Annotated in this window: 17 protein-coding genes; 2 read left to right on the top strand and 15 right to left on the bottom strand. The window is 58.3% G+C overall.

The window, feature by feature from the left end:
* Nucleotides 1–281 precede the first annotated feature (281 nt).
* The gene (locus KSAC_RS17350) at nucleotides 282–434 is read left to right on the top strand and encodes a hypothetical protein (RefSeq protein WP_162900380.1); all 153 of its coding nucleotides are present in this window, start codon (nucleotides 282–284) and stop codon (nucleotides 432–434) included.
* An 81-nt stretch (nucleotides 435–515) separates the two neighbouring features.
* Here the strand turns inward: KSAC_RS17350 and KSAC_RS14030 are convergent, their stop codons facing one another.
* Nucleotides 516–1349: a phytanoyl-CoA dioxygenase family protein gene (locus tag KSAC_RS14030; RefSeq protein ID WP_132305930.1), complete on the bottom strand. Its 834-nt coding sequence runs from the start codon at nucleotides 1347–1349 to the stop codon at nucleotides 516–518.
* Between the two features lie 163 nt (nucleotides 1350–1512).
* Between KSAC_RS14030 and KSAC_RS14025 the strand changes: the two genes are divergently transcribed.
* Entirely contained in the window at nucleotides 1513–2139 is a 627-nt protein-coding gene (locus tag KSAC_RS14025) for a TetR/AcrR family transcriptional regulator (RefSeq protein ID WP_102324800.1), read from the top strand.
* 209 nt (nucleotides 2140–2348) lie between these two features.
* Here KSAC_RS14025 and KSAC_RS14020 read toward each other — a convergent pair whose 3' ends face one another.
* The 14 genes from KSAC_RS14020 to KSAC_RS13955 form a co-directional block, all read right to left on the bottom strand.
* Complete coding sequence (locus KSAC_RS14020) at nucleotides 2349–2966, bottom strand: YceI family protein (protein WP_132305928.1); 618 nt, start codon at nucleotides 2964–2966, stop codon at nucleotides 2349–2351.
* Nucleotides 2967–3173: 207 nt separating this feature from the next.
* Nucleotides 3174–3347, bottom strand: coding sequence for a DUF3309 family protein (locus KSAC_RS14015; RefSeq protein WP_110547184.1), 174 nt, complete (start codon nucleotides 3345–3347; stop codon nucleotides 3174–3176).
* Between the two features lie 500 nt (nucleotides 3348–3847).
* Entirely contained in the window at nucleotides 3848–4096 is a 249-nt protein-coding gene (locus tag KSAC_RS14010) for a CsbD family protein (protein ID WP_341812700.1), read from the bottom strand.
* Nucleotides 4097–4265: 169 nt separating this feature from the next.
* Nucleotides 4266–5537, bottom strand: coding sequence for a glycerate kinase type-2 family protein (locus KSAC_RS14005; protein ID WP_132305926.1), 1272 nt, complete (start codon nucleotides 5535–5537; stop codon nucleotides 4266–4268).
* A gap of 155 nt (nucleotides 5538–5692) precedes the next feature.
* Nucleotides 5693–7282, bottom strand: coding sequence for an acyl CoA:acetate/3-ketoacid CoA transferase (locus KSAC_RS14000; protein ID WP_110547182.1), 1590 nt, complete (start codon nucleotides 7280–7282; stop codon nucleotides 5693–5695).
* Between the two features lie 292 nt (nucleotides 7283–7574).
* Nucleotides 7575–8267 (bottom strand): TetR/AcrR family transcriptional regulator, encoded by a 693-nt coding sequence (locus KSAC_RS13995; RefSeq protein ID WP_102324384.1) that lies wholly within the window; start codon nucleotides 8265–8267, stop codon nucleotides 7575–7577.
* 218 nt (nucleotides 8268–8485) lie between these two features.
* Nucleotides 8486–9520, bottom strand: a complete 1035-nt coding sequence (locus tag KSAC_RS13990) for a zinc-dependent alcohol dehydrogenase (RefSeq protein WP_132305924.1) — start codon at nucleotides 9518–9520, stop codon at nucleotides 8486–8488.
* Nucleotides 9521–9538: 18 nt separating this feature from the next.
* Nucleotides 9539–10465 (bottom strand): ABC transporter permease, encoded by a 927-nt coding sequence (locus KSAC_RS13985; RefSeq protein ID WP_207918705.1) that lies wholly within the window; start codon nucleotides 10463–10465, stop codon nucleotides 9539–9541.
* Between the two features lie 26 nt (nucleotides 10466–10491).
* Nucleotides 10492–11997, bottom strand: coding sequence for a sugar ABC transporter ATP-binding protein (locus KSAC_RS13980; protein ID WP_110547180.1), 1506 nt, complete (start codon nucleotides 11995–11997; stop codon nucleotides 10492–10494).
* 6 nt (nucleotides 11998–12003) lie between these two features.
* A complete protein-coding gene (locus KSAC_RS13975) occupies nucleotides 12004–12930 on the bottom strand; it encodes an ABC transporter permease (protein ID WP_207918704.1) in 927 nt (308 codons plus the stop codon).
* A gap of 116 nt (nucleotides 12931–13046) precedes the next feature.
* Nucleotides 13047–14165, bottom strand: coding sequence for a sugar ABC transporter substrate-binding protein (locus KSAC_RS13970; RefSeq protein WP_132305918.1), 1119 nt, complete (start codon nucleotides 14163–14165; stop codon nucleotides 13047–13049).
* A 128-nt stretch (nucleotides 14166–14293) separates the two neighbouring features.
* Nucleotides 14294–15340 carry an aldo/keto reductase gene (locus KSAC_RS13965; RefSeq protein ID WP_102324389.1) on the bottom strand — a complete coding sequence of 349 codons (1047 nt, stop codon included), beginning with the start codon at nucleotides 15338–15340 and terminating at the stop codon, nucleotides 14294–14296.
* Between the two features lie 173 nt (nucleotides 15341–15513).
* The gene (locus KSAC_RS13960; RefSeq protein ID WP_132305916.1) at nucleotides 15514–16443 is read right to left on the bottom strand and encodes an FAD-binding protein; all 930 of its coding nucleotides are present in this window, start codon (nucleotides 16441–16443) and stop codon (nucleotides 15514–15516) included.
* Nucleotides 16443–17204: an electron transfer flavoprotein subunit beta/FixA family protein gene (locus tag KSAC_RS13955; protein WP_132305914.1), complete on the bottom strand. Its 762-nt coding sequence runs from the start codon at nucleotides 17202–17204 to the stop codon at nucleotides 16443–16445. Before KSAC_RS13955 ends, KSAC_RS13960 begins: the two co-directional genes overlap by 1 nt.
* Nucleotides 17205–17208: the final 4 nt, after the last annotated feature.

The following is a 17208-nucleotide window of genomic DNA, read 5'->3' as shown; positions in this document are numbered from 1 at the left end:
TATCTCATGCCCCCCTTCAGATGCGGATGTTCATGGCTTCATGATAAAGCATATTATTTCTTAAACGAAATGTTATCGCATTTTCGGGAGAGTCGATGCCCTCCTATGAATTTTCTGTCCTGACCGGCGTAAAACCGGATCACCCAGCCATGCGTCCCCCACATTACCCGTACCACCGCCCATGCAGCAGGAACGTATTGTCCATCACGTCTGGCCACCCATGTCTGCACCATGCGGGCATGACGTCAACGCAATGTCCGCGAACGTGAATGGAGGCCACAATGCGTCCGATTCCCCTGTCCACACATCGCCACTCGCCCCTTTACTGGCCAATGCTTATTGCCGCAGCCCTTATGCTGGTGGCGTTATATGTCATGGCCCTGATGTCCGGTCAGGCCCTGCCGCCCGATGCGGGGCTATATCTGCTGCCGTGAGCAGGCGGCCATCCCGTAGGGGGCGGGCTTTACAACCGGGGAAACTGTTGTTCCCTTGCATAAAAAGCCCGCCGTGAACGGTCAGGGTGCAGGACTACCCTGTGCTGCCTGACCTGTTCGCGCTTTATCGCGATAGTTCCCCCATACCATTTCCAGCGCCGCCATGGATTGTGCATCAAGATCAGTGCGCGGTTCAGGGTCACGGTCCCAATGCCCGTAGGAGTCACTACCACAGACCGGCATCGCCGTACGGCGGCCAAGGGTAGAGCGGACGTGAGCGGGCATATAGAAAAATGCCACCCCTACACGCCGGTCATCCGACAGGTTCGGGCCTGAACCATGGGCCGTACGTTCATGATGGATAGAGAACTGGCCGGGTTCGAGTGGCATTTCCACGGCCTGCGCTTCGTCAATATCGCGCAGTGATTGCCCGCGTGAAAGCAGATTGGCAGCGTCGTACGTTTCATCATGCACCTGATCGGGACCAAGATGGCTGCCGGGCAGCACCTTCAGGCAGCCGCTGCGTGTGTCAGCACGTGACAGGGCGACCCAGACCGTTACTTCCTCATGCGGGTCCAGACCATAATAGGCCGAATCCTGATGCCATGAGACAAAACGCGGATCATGTGCGTTCTTGGCAAAACACGATGCACCAAACAGCAGCACATCCGGCCCCAGCAGCGACCGGACCGCCGCCACGATGGCGGGGTTGCGCGCCATGTCGCACAGCCAGGGAAAGGCAAGATGCGCCTTGATCTTGAGGCGCGCGTTCATTTCCTCGCCCGTCTGGCGTTCATAGGCTTCAAGGCGGGCACGGTAATGCCGGGCCTGATCGGGGGAAAAAGCCTGAAGCGGGGAAAGGTATCCATGCGTACGGAAAAACGCGACCTGCTGCGGAGTCAATGCCATGGACATGACAGTTTTCCTATTTCGATACTACTTGTATCGTAAGTAGACCTGTCGTTCATTGTCAATTATAAAGTGAAAGGGACTTAATCAGGATTCAGAGACGCATATAGTAAAATAACTTGCTCATTTTCGTCATGCCGGGCAGTGAATGCTCAAGGAGACGCGCAATATGGACCCATCCCTCCCTGCTCTGGAGCGCACTGACCATTCCCATACCCGCGCGGGCCGACCGCGCGACCGTGCCGCGCGCGCGGCAATCCTGCAGGCTGCCAACGCCCTGCTTGAAGAAAACGGGATAGCCGGTTTCGGGATGGAGGCCGTGGCCGCCCGCGCCGGTGTCGGCAAGAGTACGATCTACCGCTGGTGGCCCAGCAAGGGCGCGCTGGCGATGGCGGGTTTCCTTGCCGCGACGGAACCCAAGATCAGCTATCCAAAGGATGGTGACAGCGCGCTGGATGCCCTGCGCCGGCAGTTACTGCGCGTGGCGGAGGTCTATGCCGGGCCAACGGGGCGCGTTATGGCCGCCATCCTTGCCGAAGGACAGCGTGACCCGCATACCATTACGGCATTTGTGGAAGGATATGCCCGTCCCCGCCGGGACGAGGCCCGCACCATATTGCAGGCCGCCATCACACAGGGCGAACTGCGCCCGGATCTGGACCCGGAAGTGGTGCTTGATGCGTTATACGGTCCGATTTATTACCGCATGCTGGTGCCGGTTGGCCCGCTTGATATAAAGTGGATGGATACGCTGGTACAGACGGTGCTGGATGGCATCGCCTTACCCCGCCTGTAAAAGATTGTTTGAAAAGAAATCTTTAATAAAAAACAGGAAAGTTTTGGGGTGCCGCCTTGTTTCAAAAAGGCGGCGTCTTCCAAAGCTTTTTTAAAAAAGCCTCACCAAAAACTTTCATGCGATTACGAAAAGGGTCTTATGGACCGATCCTTTTGTTCCTGCGCCTGATCTGTTCCCGCCGGCATGCTGCATGCGGGAACAGCAGTGTGTCAGCCCTGCTTTTCAAAAGCACCGTTGATAAACAGGCGCACTTCGTCGCTAACATACGGAACGTACATTTTTACGCCAAAATCGCTCCGTTTTATTGTCGCCGTAGCCTCGAAACCGGCCGTATATTTCTTGTCCATCGCATTCACGCCCGCCCCGATGAAGTGGATTTTCAGGGTCTCGGGCCGCGTCACGCCATGCAGGGTCAGATCCCCTTCTACCGTCGCGTCACTGGCTCCCGTTACCTGAACACTGCGGGAAACAAAGGTGGCGTTCGGGAATTTGGTCGCGTCAAACCACTGATCGCCCTTCAGTTCTTCCGTAAGGCGGGAACTGGTGGTCTGGACTGATGCAAGGGGAATGGTGACCGACAGTTTCGATGCGGAAGGCGCGTGGGCGTTCAGGTCAAGTGTGCCGGAAACCTGTGAAAACACGCCCCCATAATTGGTAAAACCGAAATGCAGAACGGAAAAACCGACCTGTGTATGGGCGGCTTCAACGTCGTAATGCCCGGACTGCACCTGTGCCGGATTGGTCACGACCTGCGCCGCAACAGGCCGGACGCAGGCAAGAGCGATACCAACCGCTGCGAGGGGCAGGAACAGGGGGTTATATTTCATAAAAACTCTCCGGAAAGGAACGGGATATACTGGCAATCAGAAGACAGAAAACGGGACGGAAGATTTTCATGATTTCTTCCATCCGTTCCCGGCTACAGTCCTGCCGTCATCCGTGCATACCGGGATAACCAACCGACATGAACAACAAGCATGGAAACGCACCATTTCCATTTCTTATATATCCGTCAGTTCCCTGCCCCGGCCCGGCTATACCCTGCTGACACCGCCAAGCCCCCCGAACAGCCATAGCAGCAGCAGGATCAGGACAACGAGACCGAGAACACCCCCAAGTCCCGCACCGCCATAGCGATCATGCGCATAATACCCCCCACCGCCACCAAGCAGCAGAATCACCACAATGATGATAAGAATTGTACTCATCGCTTTACTCCGTTAGGTCTCAACCCTCGCATCGGAGCCGGTCGTAAACCTCGCATGTCAGAAGCGCGACAGAGCCGTATCGCTGCATTGGGTCGGTTACGAATGTCTGAATCTGGAAAGGGTATTCAGCACCCTGCTGTTGCAAGCACGGTGCGCTGTCTGCCTGTTCTGCAGGAAACCGGATGGGATGATCCTGCTACCTTATGCACAAGGCAGGCAATCCTGTGGGGCAAGATATTTATACAGGCACCATGTCGCCCGAAACATGGATCGCGGAAACGGTGATGTCATCCTGTATCCGGATATCCGTCATGCCACGGACAGGAGTGCATGCCCTATGATTTTTCAGATCGGCACAGGACATGCACGATACACCGTTCACAAACGGACCCGATTATACTGCGAGCCTGTTATTATTCTGTCTTTTATTGCAGGGTGGACCGAATACAGACTGCCAGCAGCCGTGATACCCGGTCGCCCCGTAACAGACCCGAGCGGTATTATTCCTTCACTTTATCCTTCACGCCGCCAACGGCGTTCTGGACCTTGCCTGCGGCCTTTTCGCCCTTGCCTTCGGCAGTCATTTTTGTATCGCCGAGGACCTTGCCTGCGGCTTCCTTGATGGCGCCCTTGGCCTGCTTTGCCATGCCTGCCATACGATCCTTGTCCATGTCACTACTCCTTGTGTCGATGATCCTGTGCCGCAGCAGAACGGACAACATTTGCCGTTCCGCACGACGCGCGATCAAACACAACAATCATTAAAAATAGCCAAACAGGCCGCTCCAGAACCTCTTTGCAGGCCCTAGGACCATCAGTTTAACGCCGGATGCCAGCGTTCGTTGCATAACGCCCCGATCACGCACCCTGTCGGTCCTGAGCTTTAAGGAAGCCGACAGCATGGCGCCCGGCAGGGCATCACATCGGATGCCGTGCAATCAGAATGGCCCGGAAGTCATTTACATTCGTCCCTGTCGGGCCGGTTACAAACAGGTCCCCCAACGCGGAAAAAGCCGTCCATGCGTCATTGCGTCGTAACAGGGACGCCGGGTCCATCCCGCGCTGATAAAGCCGGGTGGCCGTAAACGTATCGACGAAAGCCCCGGCATTATCCTCGCTCCCGTCAATGCCATCCGTATCGGCTGCCAGCGCATGGATGCCTTCCACGCCACTGATGCCGATTGCAAGGGACAGGGCAAATTCGCTGTTTCGTCCTCCCTTCCCATGTCCTTTGAGGGTGACCGTTGTCTCCCCACCGGAAAGAAGCAGGACAGGGCGGGGAAAGGGCCGGTTGCGCTGCACGATTTCGCGGGCAATCGCTGCATGAACCTGTGCAACGTCACGCGCCTCCCCTTCCACGGAGTCAGACAGGATGGCAGCCGGTATGCCCTCGCGCTCCGCAGTCCGTGCCGCAGCTTCCAGCGACAGGGAGGCCGAGGCAATGACATGCACCGTATTGCGCTGAAAGCGGGGGTCGTCCGGGCTGGGGGCTTCGACTGTTGCCGTATTGAGAGAGTGCATGATTGCAGGGGGGAGCGTCATGCCGTAGCGCCTGACTGCGGCCAGCGCATCCTGCACGCCCGCCGCATCCGGCACTGTTGGCCCTGATGCCACCAGTGCGGGATTGTCCCCCGGGATATCGGATACAACAAGACTGACAACCCGCGCAGGCCATGCCGCAGCCGCCAGCCTGCCCCCCTTGATGCGGGAAACCTGCTTGCGGATCATGTTCATGACGGAAATCGGGGCACCTGAGGCCAGCAGGATTTCGTTAAGGGCAATTTCATCCTGCAGGCCCAATCCCGCCGCCGGGGCTGGCAGCAATGCCGAACCGCCACCGCAGACAAGGGCGATCACCAGATCGTCCGCCTCCAGCCCCTGAACAGCCGCAAACAGCAGGCCCGTCGCATCCAGTCCCGCCTGATCGGGAACCGGGTGCCCGGCCTCGACAACACGGATGCGTCTGCACGGGATGCCATAACCATACCGTGTCACCACAACGCCAGACAGGGGACCATCCCATAAACGTTCCAGCGCATGGGCAAGCTGGGCTACGCCCTTACCCGCCCCCACGACAACCGTTTTCCCTTTGGGGCGCGGAGGAAGAAACGGACCCAGCACAATTTCAGGATCTGCCGCCGCGACTGCGGCCCTGAAAAGACGCGTCAGAAACGCGCGTTCACCCGCCATGGGATCAACTCTCCTTAAAGGCTGTTTGCAAAGTCTGTCAGGAAATATCCGGAAAGCATAAGGACGTTTTTGGTGAAGATTTATTTTCAAACAATCTTTTGGTCGTCCCTGCCCCGCCATATGCGTGACATATGACGGAACAGGCAGGCGTGAACCTATGCCGCCACGCGGGAACCCTGCGGCGCGATTTTGCCATCGGGCTGGAACAGCGCTGCATCCATCACGCGGAGCGACGGGGAAACCAGCAGAGGCGCTTCCGCCTGATCGAGCACCTGCGTCTGCAGGTCCACGCCCGGCGCGATTTCCGTTACCATCAACCCGTCCGGGGTCAGTTGCATGACGCAGCGTTCCGTTACGTACAGCACCTGCTGCCCCTGCGCGATGGCGCGCGGGCCGGAGAAGGAAACCTGTTCAAGCTGATTGACGATTTTGGCAATTTTTCCTTCGCGCGTAATCACCAGCCTGCCATCCACAATGTCGAATTTGGCCCCGGCATTGAAATACCCGGAAAAAACGATCCTGCGTGCGCGGGAAGTAATATCGACAAACCCGCCCGAACCCGCCGTTACATGCGGGCGCGCCGACAGTCGGGACACATTGACCGATCCGTTGCCATCAATCTGGAGAAAGGACAGAAGCGACAGGTCAAAACCGCCCGCCTGAAAATAGGTGAACTGGTGCGGCGATGCGACAAATGCTTCGGCATTGGAGGAGCAGCCGAATTTGAAATCAAGAAGCGGAATGCCACCGACCGCCCCCTGCTCGATCACCCATGTCACCTCGCCATGGCGTCCTTCTTCCAGCAGGATGCGCGGAACGTTGGCCGATATGCCAAAACCGATATTCACCGCCCATCCGGGTTGCAGTTCCCGTGCGACACGGCGCGCGATCACCTTGGCCGCATCGAACGGGGGCAGTGCAAAACTGTCCAGTGGCCGGAATACTTCACCCGATATGGCGGGGTCATACGGGGTGGCGGTGGTCTGCAACTGGTTGGGCGCTTCCACAACGTAATCCACCAGAATACCGGGCACGCGCACATCATGGGGGCGAAGCGTGCCCGCCTGCGCGACCTGCCGCACCTGCGCGATTACGATGCCGCCACTATTATGCGCCGCCAGCGCCAGTTCCATCGCGCCAAGATAGGCCCCTTCATTCTCGAATGTCAGGTTGCCGCGCTCATCGGCCGTGCTGGCGCGGATAATGGCCACATCAGGCCGAATGGCGGGGAAATACAGCCATTCCTCCCCCTGGAATTCCACCTTGCTGACAAGGGGTCTGTCCCGTGCGGCCTCATTCATGGCGCAGCCTTCCTGCGCGGGATCAACGAAGGTATCCAACCCCACCTTTGTCAGCACGCCTGGCCGCATGGCCGCCCCTTCGCGCAGGATGTCGAATATGATGCCGCTTGGCACGTTATAGGCCGCAATTTCATTACGGCCCAGCATCTGGCGGATCAGCGGTGGTTCCGCCGAGGACGGGCCGGACGGATAGGATCCACCGATAATGGTGGAAATCAGCCCCGGCTGCGCCAGATGATCCACGCCGCGCGTGCCGAACATATCGCCTGCGGCAATGGGGTGGATTGTGGTGATGTTGCGTGGCGCGCCTTCGGTACGGAACCGCTCGCCAATGGCGGCCAGAACCGCATCGGGACAGCACAGGCCGCTTGACGAATTTACGGCGACGATCGCGCCATCACGGATCAACGCGGCAACGTCCGCGGCGCTTTTTGTTTTTGACATACCGGAACCTCTTTTACCACATGTAACTATCTGGTTATTTATATATTCGGTTTGACCCGATCAAGGGCAATCCCAAAGGTAGGATGATGTCCCACGCGCATGTGAAGTCAGTATTAAAGTGCTATCGCCACCAGCCGACTACGCGCCCTGTCGGCGCGACGCGTGCCGTAAACGGACAGCGCGTTATGAAAGTTTACATGCCCTGTCTGCACAACCCCTGACAGCAGGGGACCTGTGGTGCGCGCCTGTCGAATCAGGCGGCGTGAACCAGTATGCCGTTTTTTCAGACGGTTTATTTGCATACAGTGCGGATAATCGTTTCAATATTGAATTCCAGCCGTTTGCGCAGCAGGTCCGGCGCCATGAAATCACAGTCAAAAATAATGGAACCCGTAAATCGGTTCGTAATATAATAATACCCGACAGCCGCGATCGTTATGTTCAATTGCATGGCGTCGATGCCACGGCGGAATATACCTGCCTTCACCCCGCGCGCCAGCAGGGATTCGACCATGTCCAGCCGGTTGCGACTGATGACCGGCAGCACTTCCGATGCCTGAAGGTGTACGGCCTTCTGCAGGTTTTCATTATTCACCAGCGTCAGGAATTCCGGGTTTTCCAGATAGTATTTCCATGTAAAGCGGACAAGGGTTTCAAGTGCTTCCTTCGGGTCCAGATGATCCAGTTTCAGGGACTGTTCCGCAATGCATATATCGGCATAGGCATCTTCCAGCACCCGTTCAAACAGGGCTTCCTTGCTGCCGAAGTAATGGTAGATCATGCGTTTGTTGGCTTCGGCCCGCTCGGCAATGATATCAACCCGCGCGCCAGCCAGACCACTCATGGCGAATTCCTTCTTGGCGGCAGCCAGAATGCGTTTCTGCGTTGCCTCCGCATCCCTGGCGCGCGGTGCCCGTGTGGGGGAGCCGGAATTCTTCTTTTCATGCAACCCGGACTGTCTGGCTACATTCGATACTTTCGGCATGGTATCCCCTTAAACTGACAGTGGGTCGATTGCGGCGACCGGGTATGCAACCGGACGGCGCCCCCTGTACCCCATTCGCACCATAAGTAACAAGGCATTTACCCATGCGGAAACCGTTCACCGCATCATGCCAGATCATCATGAGACCGGAACAGATGGAGATTTTGCCGCCGGACATCCGATAACAGTCGTCTGGTTTCCAGCCTGCTGATCCCCCGTTACACTGGCGGCGCGATCTGGACTTTCAGTATCTCCGGCCTGTCCTTCAGCGTATCGAATGCGGACTGGATCTGCTCCAGCGGGACTACCGCCTGCGTAAAGGGTTCAACCATAAATCGACCATGCTGCAACAGGGTCAGGGCATCGTGCATGTCCTGCCCCATGCCGGCAACGGAACCTTTGATCGAGGTTTCCTTCAGGATCATGTCGAGTATCCCTAGCGCAATGGTATCATCGGGACCGGTAATGCCAAAGGCCGCGACATGCCCACCGGGACGGATCAGATCGAACGCGCGGGCATAAAGGGCTGGCAGGCCGATGCTTTCTATCACCACGTCCGCACCGCGGCCGCCTGTATGCGCCCTGACGGTATCGACTACCCGCTCCGGGTCGGTAATCACCACATCGGCTCCCGCGCGGGCAGCCAGCCGGGCGCGTTCGGGGGAGAGTTCAACGGCAATGACCGGGGCCGCGCCGACAAGCCGCATCATCTGGATATGCAGGTTGCCGACAGGTCCCGCCCCCAGCACGACAACCGATTGCCCAAAACCCACACCAGCCTTGCGCGCGGCCCGGACCACGCAGGCCACGGGTTCCGTCAGGGCCAGCACCTCCGCCGGGGTGTCCTCCGATGCGGGAATGATCTGCCGCCCGGGGACCGAAACATATTGCGCGAACCCGCCATCACGGTGAATGCCGATCTGGCGCATTTCAGGGCAGTTCAGGATTTCATTGCGGCGGCAGAAGTAGCAGTGACCGCAGCCGATATTGATATCCGCCACCACCCTTTGCCCCACGTGCAGACCGCTGACGCGGCCGCCTATGCGGGCTAGCGTTCCGGTAAACTCGTGCCCCGGAATGAACGGCAGCCTGTCGGCTACGTAATGGCCCTGGAATATATACACATCAGTCCCACATATCCCGCAGCGATCCACCTTCACCAGTACATCATCCGGTCCGGTTTCGGGTATGGGCACATCGCGTACCTCGAAATGTCCGGGGGTTACCAGCACGGCTGCCTGCATGGTCTCCATTATCATTCTCCTCGCCGCTTATTTGACGATCCGCATTTTTGAACGGTCTATTGTTGTTGCGATGGCGATGATCAGGACCAGACCAAAGAAAATCTGCTGCCCCGTCGCGGGAATACTGAAATAAAGCATGCTGGCGCGCACAACCGCGACAATCATGGTTCCCACCAGCGTATTAAGCACGCCGCCCACGCCGCCGGTCAGCGGCGTGCCGCCCACCAGAACGGCAACGATTGCGGGCAGCAGGAACCCTTCGGCCAGTGTGGGCGAACCACCTGACAGCCTGACTGAAAAGACCAGCCCCGCAATGGCTGCGAACATGCCCGACAGGGCGAAAGCAAGGATCTTGTAGCGTTCCACCCTGATGCCCGAAGCCACCACGACCGGCTCCCCCGCCCCGATGGCCTTGAAGGTCCGGCCCGGCACCATACGGGTCTGGATGAACCATGCCACCGCCACGATCAGCAGCGCCAGCACCAGTTCATGCGGAATACCCGCCGTCTGGCCCACCATCCAGCCGAATGCGTGCCTGCGCTGGGCCGTATCCATATGCAGCGCCTGCTGGCCAGATGTGTACTGCCCGACAGACAGCGCAATCCCCCCCACAGCCAGTGTCGAGATGAAGGAGGGCACCTTCAGCCGTGTCGTCACCACCCCGGAAACCGCGCCGAATACAAGCCCCACGGCAATAACCAGCAGACCGGCCGCCACCCCGCAGGACGGCAGCGCGATCGTTGTCAGGACCGTCGCCATGTTCGCGATGGACTGGGAAGACAGGTCTATGCTGCCGATATGGATCACCAGCGTCATGCCCACCGCCATGATGAGCAGCGGCACGACATCGGATGCCAGACTGACCAGGTTTTCGGGGCTGAGGAAGGTGATGTCCTTCATCCCCACCAGTACCAGCAGACTGACCAGCGTGATCCACGGGAAATGACGCCGCATCCTTTCGGTCAGCGTCAGGTCACCGCTTACACCATGTACTGGATGAGGTCGTAGAGTGAAGGCTTTGCGCCCGGCTGACAGTTGAACCATTTCCTGATCTCTCCGTCCTTGATGACCGCGATGGTGTGACTGAGGCCGATTGCCTCCTCCAGCGTATCCGCAACCAGAATGATCCCCACGCCATCGGCTGACATATCGCGGATCATTCCATAGACATCTTCCTTCGCCCCGATATCGAGGCCCCGCGTGGGATGGTCGAGCATGATGATTTCCGAACCACCGCTGCGCCATTTCGCCAGCACGACTTTCTGCTGGTTACCGCCCGACAGGTTGCCGCAATCGGCCAGTTCGGATGGCACCTTGATGGACAGTTTATGTATCCACTCCCGCGCCAGCGCCCGCTCCGCCGCGATATCGAGGACCCCGCCACGGGAATAGTTCCGCATCTGCGACAGCGTCATGTTTTCATATACGTTCATGCCGCCCGCGATCCCCTCGACCTTACGCTCGCGCGGGATGTAGCCTATTCCATGGGCGACACTGCGCGATGGGCTGAACGTATGTACCGGCTCGCCCCGGATGCGCAGCGTGCCTTTTTCGGGCTTCTGCATGCCGAATATCGTGCGCAGGATCGGCTCACGCCCCGATCCTTCCACACCCACAAGGGCCAGCACTTCACCCGCATGCAGCTTCAGGGAAACATCGTTCCCGCGCCCCGTGATCGTGACATGGTCCAGTTCAAGCAGCACCCTGTCCGGGTCATACGGGCGCTGCCGGTCCTCGCGGTAATATTCGCTGTTTATGTCGCGCCCGACCATTTTCTTCTGGATATCGCCAATCTCCGCCCCCCTTGCACTCATGACATCAACCACCACGCCGTCCTTCAGCACGTAGATGCGATCCGAAAGGGCAATGATTTCATCGAGCCTGTGTGAGACGAATATGAACGACGCACGCCTGCGCAGCGCCCGCACTACAGTGAAAAGAAGGTCGATCTCCTCACGCGACAGCACGGATGTCGGTTCATCCAGCAGGATGACCAGCTTGCCCTCCACACGCTCCTCCAGCGCAAGAACCTTGGCCAGTTCGACAAGCTGGCGCTGCGCGAAAGTCAGGTGATCGGTAATGGTCGCGGGATCAATGTCCAGCTTGACCTTCGCCAGTTGCCTGCGCGCCGCTGCGGCCATCTTTTTCCAGTTGATCGCGCCAAAGCGGACAAAGGGTTTTTCAAAACCCAGAAAGATGTTTTCCATGACCGTCAGGTTCGGAATCAGGGACTGTTCCTGATACACCATGCCCACGCCCATTTTCATCGCATCGCGGGGGCTGCGGAAATGCACGGCGTTTCCGTCAACAAGGACGGTGCCGCCATCATGCTGGACCGCGCCGTATATCACTTTCATCAGGGTGGACTTGCCCGCCCCGTTTTCCCCCACCAGGCCGATGATCTCCCCATCCTCAATGCGGAAATCCACGCCCTTGAGCACATGCACGCCCATATAGCGTTTTTCGACATTCTGCAGTTCGAACATGGCACCCTACTTTACAAATGAAAGGGAACGCCGGTCGGTGGACAGGTAAACCGCAGCAATAACCAGCAGTCCAAGAACACCATCCTGAAAGTAATCAGCCAGACCGATCACCACCATTCCATTGGCGATGACATTCACGATCAGCACGCCCACCAGCGTATTCCACACACCGCCCGCGCCACCACGCAACGCGGTTCCACCCACCACGACGGATGTAATGGACATGAACATGAAGTTGCGTCCGGTCTCGGTCTCGGCAATACCAAGCCGCGCCACGGCGAAGATGGCGCCAAGCGCGTAGAACACCCCCGCGAGCACGAAACCGATAATCCGCAACCGCCCGACATTCAGCCCCGATGCGCGCGCAAGATCCTCTCCCCCGCCCACGGCGTAGAAGTTGCGACCGGTGGTGGTGTTATCCTGAATGAACCATGCCGCCAGCAGGCAGGCCAGCGCCGCATAGGCCATAAGCGGAAAGCCGCCCACGCGCACCGTCAGCAGGGAACGGAACACCGGATCGTCAATCAGTATACGGTCACCGCCGGTAATCAGCAGTGACAGCCCGATCCCCACAAAACCCAGCGAAAGGCTGGCCATGAATGACGGTATCCTGAGCTGTACGTGCACTGCGCCATTGATCGCCCCCAGCACGGCCCCGACAAGCAGCGCACCGGGAATGGCCACCCATCCCCATCCCGCAACCGACCCGCCAAGTGCGTTGAGGATCAGCGCGAACAGCACCGCGCAGACGGCGATGGTCCCCTCCATCGACAGGTCGATGGAGCCCATGAGGATGACAAAGGTCACCCCTGTCGCAACCATCAGTGCGGGAGAGGAAGAAATGGCAATACGGGCAAAATTGCGTAACGACAGGAAATTGGGATTAACCAGTGTAAAAAACAGGCATAACCCCACAAGTACGAGAAGCGGCACCCATTTCCTGAGTCTGTCCATGGCCAGGAACCTGTTCATCGATCCAGCCTCTTTTTTTCAGCAGAAAGGTAAAACCCCGTAACCGGGCAGTAATTCCCCGATACAGCCGGTCATGTTCATATGGTCTTGCCGTACTGTATCTGCCCCCTGGTCATGGACCAGAAGTTCTTCCAGTCATACTGGGGGTTGGTGTCGATATATTTTGCCTTGAAGTCCTGTGCGTCCTTTGTGGTGACCAGCGTGGTCGGCCCATAGAATTCACGATGTTCATGCGGCTCGGCAGAGGGTTTGAAGGCACCGGTGGCCGCGTAATAGGCAAGTGACGCCGTAATCCCCCCCGCCCAGTAGGGATTGGTGAAAACCGTGGCCAATATCTTCCCTTTGGTCACCAGTTCGACCGCCTGCGGGTTGCCGTCATACGATACGACCGGCATGTCCTCGATCCCTTCGGCCCGCAACGCCTCGATCACGCCATAGGCCATGGTATCGCTGGCGCAATGCACGCCCTTGATCGCATCGCCATAGCGGGTGAGGAAGCCGGACATGACCTGATTGGCTTTCTGCGTATCCCAGTCGGCGGCCTGCACGGCAAGAAGCTGGATATTGGGATAGGCCTTCAGGGCGTTACGGAAACCCGCAAGACGCTCGATCGCCGGATTGTTGGATGCAATACCACCCAGATGCACGACCCCGCCCTTGCCCCCCATGGCATCGAACAGCACGCGCGCGGTCTGTTCCGATGGACCGATATCGGACCATGTCATGTGCGATACATAATTATCGCCAAAATCCCATGGATGCAGGTCATCGGTCTTGTTCCATATTGTGGAAACATAGGCACCGGCCCTGCTTACGGCCTCGACTACCGGGCGGCAGTTGGGCATGTCGTTCGGGTCCGCCGCAAGTGCCAGACTGCTGCCATAGCGTGCAAGCAGCGACTGGATATCCGCCAGCGACTTTTCACTGGAGCCCCCGTTTATCAGGTTGATCAACGCACTTTCCGGCAGGCCAAGACTGCGGACAAAGGCATCGCCACCCGAAACGATGGCATTCCAGTACGGATTTGTCCGGTCCCGGTAACTCCATGCAATCTTGGGGCTGGGGGTAACCGCGCGTGCCCCGGTCGGCCTGAGTGCGGTAGCCGCCGCCGCGCCACACAGGCCGTAGGCCGAAAGCAGCAGCAGGTTGCGGCGGTTGAGCGTCTGCTGCTCGATATAATCCTTGATGAACGACATATCTGTCTCCGGGACGCCTGTTATGGGTAATGCCGTTATGTTCCGGCATGTTTACGACATTCCGACGTTCTTGTTATCGAACCGGGATTGCTGTTTTCAGAAAGGGCCCGCGCACCCGCCGGGAACTGTCAGGCAAAATTGGGGGCAAGGTCGCGCCCGTATTGCGGAACAGGCGCATCATCGCGCAACAGGCCGCGTTTTTTCAGTTCGCCCCAGAACGCGGCGGGAATGGGGTGACGGAACCATTTAAGGTTTTCTTCCAGTTGCGCGACATTGCGTGTACCCGCGCAGAATGTCGGGATGGCGGGATGAGCCACCACAAACTGCAGGGCGGCGGCTGGAAGCGGGACATTATATTCGCGGCAGACGGCCTCGATCCGCGCGACACGCTGCATGATGGCGTCAGGTGCCGGGGCATAATTATACTTTGCCCCCGCGACCGCGCCGGTTGCCAGAATGCCGGAATTGAAGCCCCCGCCGACCACGACCGCCACACCCTGCTTTTCACACAGGGGCAGGAACTGATCCAGCGCCTCCTGTTCCAGCAATGTGTAGCGTCCGGCCAGAAGGCAGCAGTCAAAATCATGCTGGCGGATGGCGTCGTAACAGACTTCCCATTCATTCACCCCCACGCCAATCGCACTGACAGCCCCTTCCCGGCGCAACCGTTCCAGCGCGCGCCAGCATCCATCCATGGCCTGCCTGAATATTTCGGGCTGGCTGTCCCCGTGAGTGAAACGGTCAATGTCGTGGATGAAAAGGATATCGATCCGTTCCAGCGCAAGACGTTGCAGCGAATCTTCAAACGCACGCATCGTGCCGTCATAACTGTAGTCGAATTCCATGGTGTTGGGTGCCGCGTTGGCCCAGGGTGTAAAATCGATGTCCGAGCGCCTCCCCGCATGCAGGACGCGCCCGACCTTGGAGGCCACCACGAAGTCATCGCGCTTTTTCCAGCGCAATGCCTGCCCCAGCCGGAGTTCCGCCAGCCCATGACCATACATGGGCGCCGTATCGTAGAAACGGATACCGGCATCCCATGCGTGCTGTATCATGTCCCCGGCAACGGCTTCATCGACTTCCCGCATGAAATTGCCAAGTGGCGCCGTTCCGAAAGCAAACGCGGTTACATCAATATTACTTCTGCCGAATTTTCGTTTTTCATCAGGGTTCATAGCCTGTCATCCTGTTCTTGCGCCGCGTCATTCCCGCGCGGCTTGTTTTTCTGGACGGCCGTCATTCCTGTATAAACCCCGCACCCCATGCTTACGTTTCATGCGTGCGGCAAGATGTTCTTAATTATTTCGTATATTTTACCTCCCTCCAAGTATACCGCTTGCAATCCGTCCTACAGCTTTGCCGTCAGTTCAGGCACAACCGTAAAAAGGTCACCCACCAGCGCGTAATCGGCAATCCTGAATATGGGTGCGTCCGCATCCTTGTTGATGGCGACAATGACCCGGGAATCCTTCATGCCTGCAAGGTGCTGGATCGCGCCCGAGATTCCCACCGCGAGATAGAGATCTGGCGCCACAACCTTGCCTGTCTGCCCTACCTGCCAGTCATTGGGCGCGTAGCCCAGATCCACCGCTGCACGGCTTGCACCGACGGCTGCGCCCATCCGGTCGGCAAGCCTGACAATGGTTTCAAAATGCTCCTTCGATCCGACACCACGTCCGCCCGACACAACCACACGGGCCGCCGTCAGTTCCGGCCGTTCGGAAATCACCGCCATGTCTTCCACCCATGATGACAGCACTGGGTCGGCAACGGGCGGGACCGTTTCAACCGGCGCGGGTTCACCCTGTCCCACAGCCAGGAAGACAGATGTTCTTATGGTCAGAACCCTGATCGGATCGGTGGACGTTACGGTCTGTATGGCGTTGCCTGCATAAACGGGGCGATCGAATGTTTCGGCATCCCGAATGGCTGTAACGTCGGTTATCACCATCACATCCAGCAGGGCGGCGACACGCGGCAGGATATTTTTGGAAAACGCGGTGGAGGCTGCAGCAATATGCGTGTAGCCGGGCGCAAGCGAGACAACAAGCGCTGCGGCAGGTTCCGCCAGCCCATGGGCCAGTGCGTCATCCTGCGCCACCAATACGCGCGCAACACCATTCAGGCGGGACGCTTCCTGCGCTGCGGTTGCGCCATCCCCCGCCATAATCAGCACATCAACCCGCGTATCAAGGGACGCCAGCGCGGACAGCGCCCTTGCAACCGCGTCGGTCGCCAGATGTCCATTATGGACTTCGCCAAGCAGCAGAACAGACATCAGATGACCCCCGCTTCGTTTTTCAGCCTGTCTATCAGTTCATCGACCGATGCCACGCGTGCGCCAGCATTCCGCTGGGGCGGTTCCATCGTGCGTGTTGCCCTGAGCCGGGGCGTGATATCGATACCAAGGCTTGCAAGTGTGCGCTCGTCGAGAGGTTTTTTCTTTGCTTTCATGATGTTGGGCAAGGAAACATAGCGTGGTTCGTTCAGGCGCAGATCAGCCGTTACGACTGCGGGCAACCTGACACGGATGGTCTGCAGCCCGCCATCCACCTCACGCGTGACAAGCGCACCGCCTTCCGTCACCTCGATACGGGATGCAAAAGTCGCCTGCCCCCATCCCAGCAGCCCGGCAAGCATCTGCCCGGTCGCATTCATGTCGTTATCAATGGCCTGCTTGCCCGCCAGAATCAGGTCCGGACGTTCCTGTTCGGCTATGGTGGCAAGTATCTTTGCCACGGCAAGCGGTTCGATATCCTGATTCACATCCGCTGTCGCATCAATCAGGATGGCCCGGTCAGCCCCCATTGCCAGTGCGGTGCGCAGTATGTCCTTCGCCTGTGGCACACCGATGGAGACCACGACAATTTCGGATGCGATCCCCTTTTCCTTCAGCCGGACCGCTTCTTCCACCGCAATTTCGTCAAAGGGGTTGATGGACATTTTCACGTTTGACAGATCAACACCCGATCCGTCCGTTTTGACACGGACCTTTACGTTGTAATCAATCACGCGCTTTACAGGGACGAGAATTTTCATGGTT

It is taken from the genome of Komagataeibacter saccharivorans, from assembly GCF_004348195.1.
GTDB lineage: Bacteria > Pseudomonadota > Alphaproteobacteria > Acetobacterales > Acetobacteraceae > Komagataeibacter > Komagataeibacter saccharivorans.
The sequence above is the reverse complement of the archived record's forward strand: the minus strand, read 5'-3'. Positions and strand labels throughout refer to the sequence as shown.

Excerpts from the sequence above, each read along its gene's own strand:
- KSAC_RS14020 (WP_132305928.1), bottom strand. The coding sequence starts at position 2,966 with ATGAAATATAACCCCCTGTTCCTGCCCCTCGCAGCGGTTGGTATCGCT.
- KSAC_RS13965 (WP_102324389.1), bottom strand. The coding sequence starts at position 15,340 with ATGAACCCTGATGAAAAACGAAAATTCGGCAGAAGTAATATTGATGTA.
- KSAC_RS14025 (WP_102324800.1), top strand. The coding sequence starts at position 1,513 with ATGGACCCATCCCTCCCTGCTCTGGAGCGCACTGACCATTCCCATACC.
- KSAC_RS13980 (WP_110547180.1), bottom strand. The coding sequence starts at position 11,997 with ATGTTCGAACTGCAGAATGTCGAAAAACGCTATATGGGCGTGCATGTG.
- KSAC_RS13960 (WP_132305916.1), bottom strand. The coding sequence starts at position 16,443 with ATGTCTGTTCTGCTGCTTGGCGAAGTCCATAATGGACATCTGGCGACC.
- KSAC_RS17350 (WP_162900380.1), top strand. The coding sequence starts at position 282 with ATGCGTCCGATTCCCCTGTCCACACATCGCCACTCGCCCCTTTACTGG.
- KSAC_RS14015 (WP_110547184.1), bottom strand. The coding sequence starts at position 3,347 with ATGAGTACAATTCTTATCATCATTGTGGTGATTCTGCTGCTTGGTGGC.
- KSAC_RS13985 (WP_207918705.1), bottom strand. The coding sequence starts at position 10,465 with ATGCGGCGTCATTTCCCGTGGATCACGCTGGTCAGTCTGCTGGTACTG.
- KSAC_RS13990 (WP_132305924.1), bottom strand. The coding sequence starts at position 9,520 with ATGGAGACCATGCAGGCAGCCGTGCTGGTAACCCCCGGACATTTCGAG.
- KSAC_RS13970 (WP_132305918.1), bottom strand. The coding sequence starts at position 14,165 with ATGTCGTTCATCAAGGATTATATCGAGCAGCAGACGCTCAACCGCCGC.
- KSAC_RS13995 (WP_102324384.1), bottom strand. The coding sequence starts at position 8,267 with ATGCCGAAAGTATCGAATGTAGCCAGACAGTCCGGGTTGCATGAAAAG.
- KSAC_RS14000 (WP_110547182.1), bottom strand. The coding sequence starts at position 7,282 with ATGTCAAAAACAAAAAGCGCCGCGGACGTTGCCGCGTTGATCCGTGAT.
- KSAC_RS14030 (WP_132305930.1), bottom strand. The coding sequence starts at position 1,349 with ATGTCCATGGCATTGACTCCGCAGCAGGTCGCGTTTTTCCGTACGCAT.
- KSAC_RS13955 (WP_132305914.1), bottom strand. The coding sequence starts at position 17,204 with ATGAAAATTCTCGTCCCTGTAAAGCGCGTGATTGATTACAACGTAAAG.
- KSAC_RS14005 (WP_132305926.1), bottom strand. The coding sequence starts at position 5,537 with ATGGCGGGTGAACGCGCGTTTCTGACGCGTCTTTTCAGGGCCGCAGTC.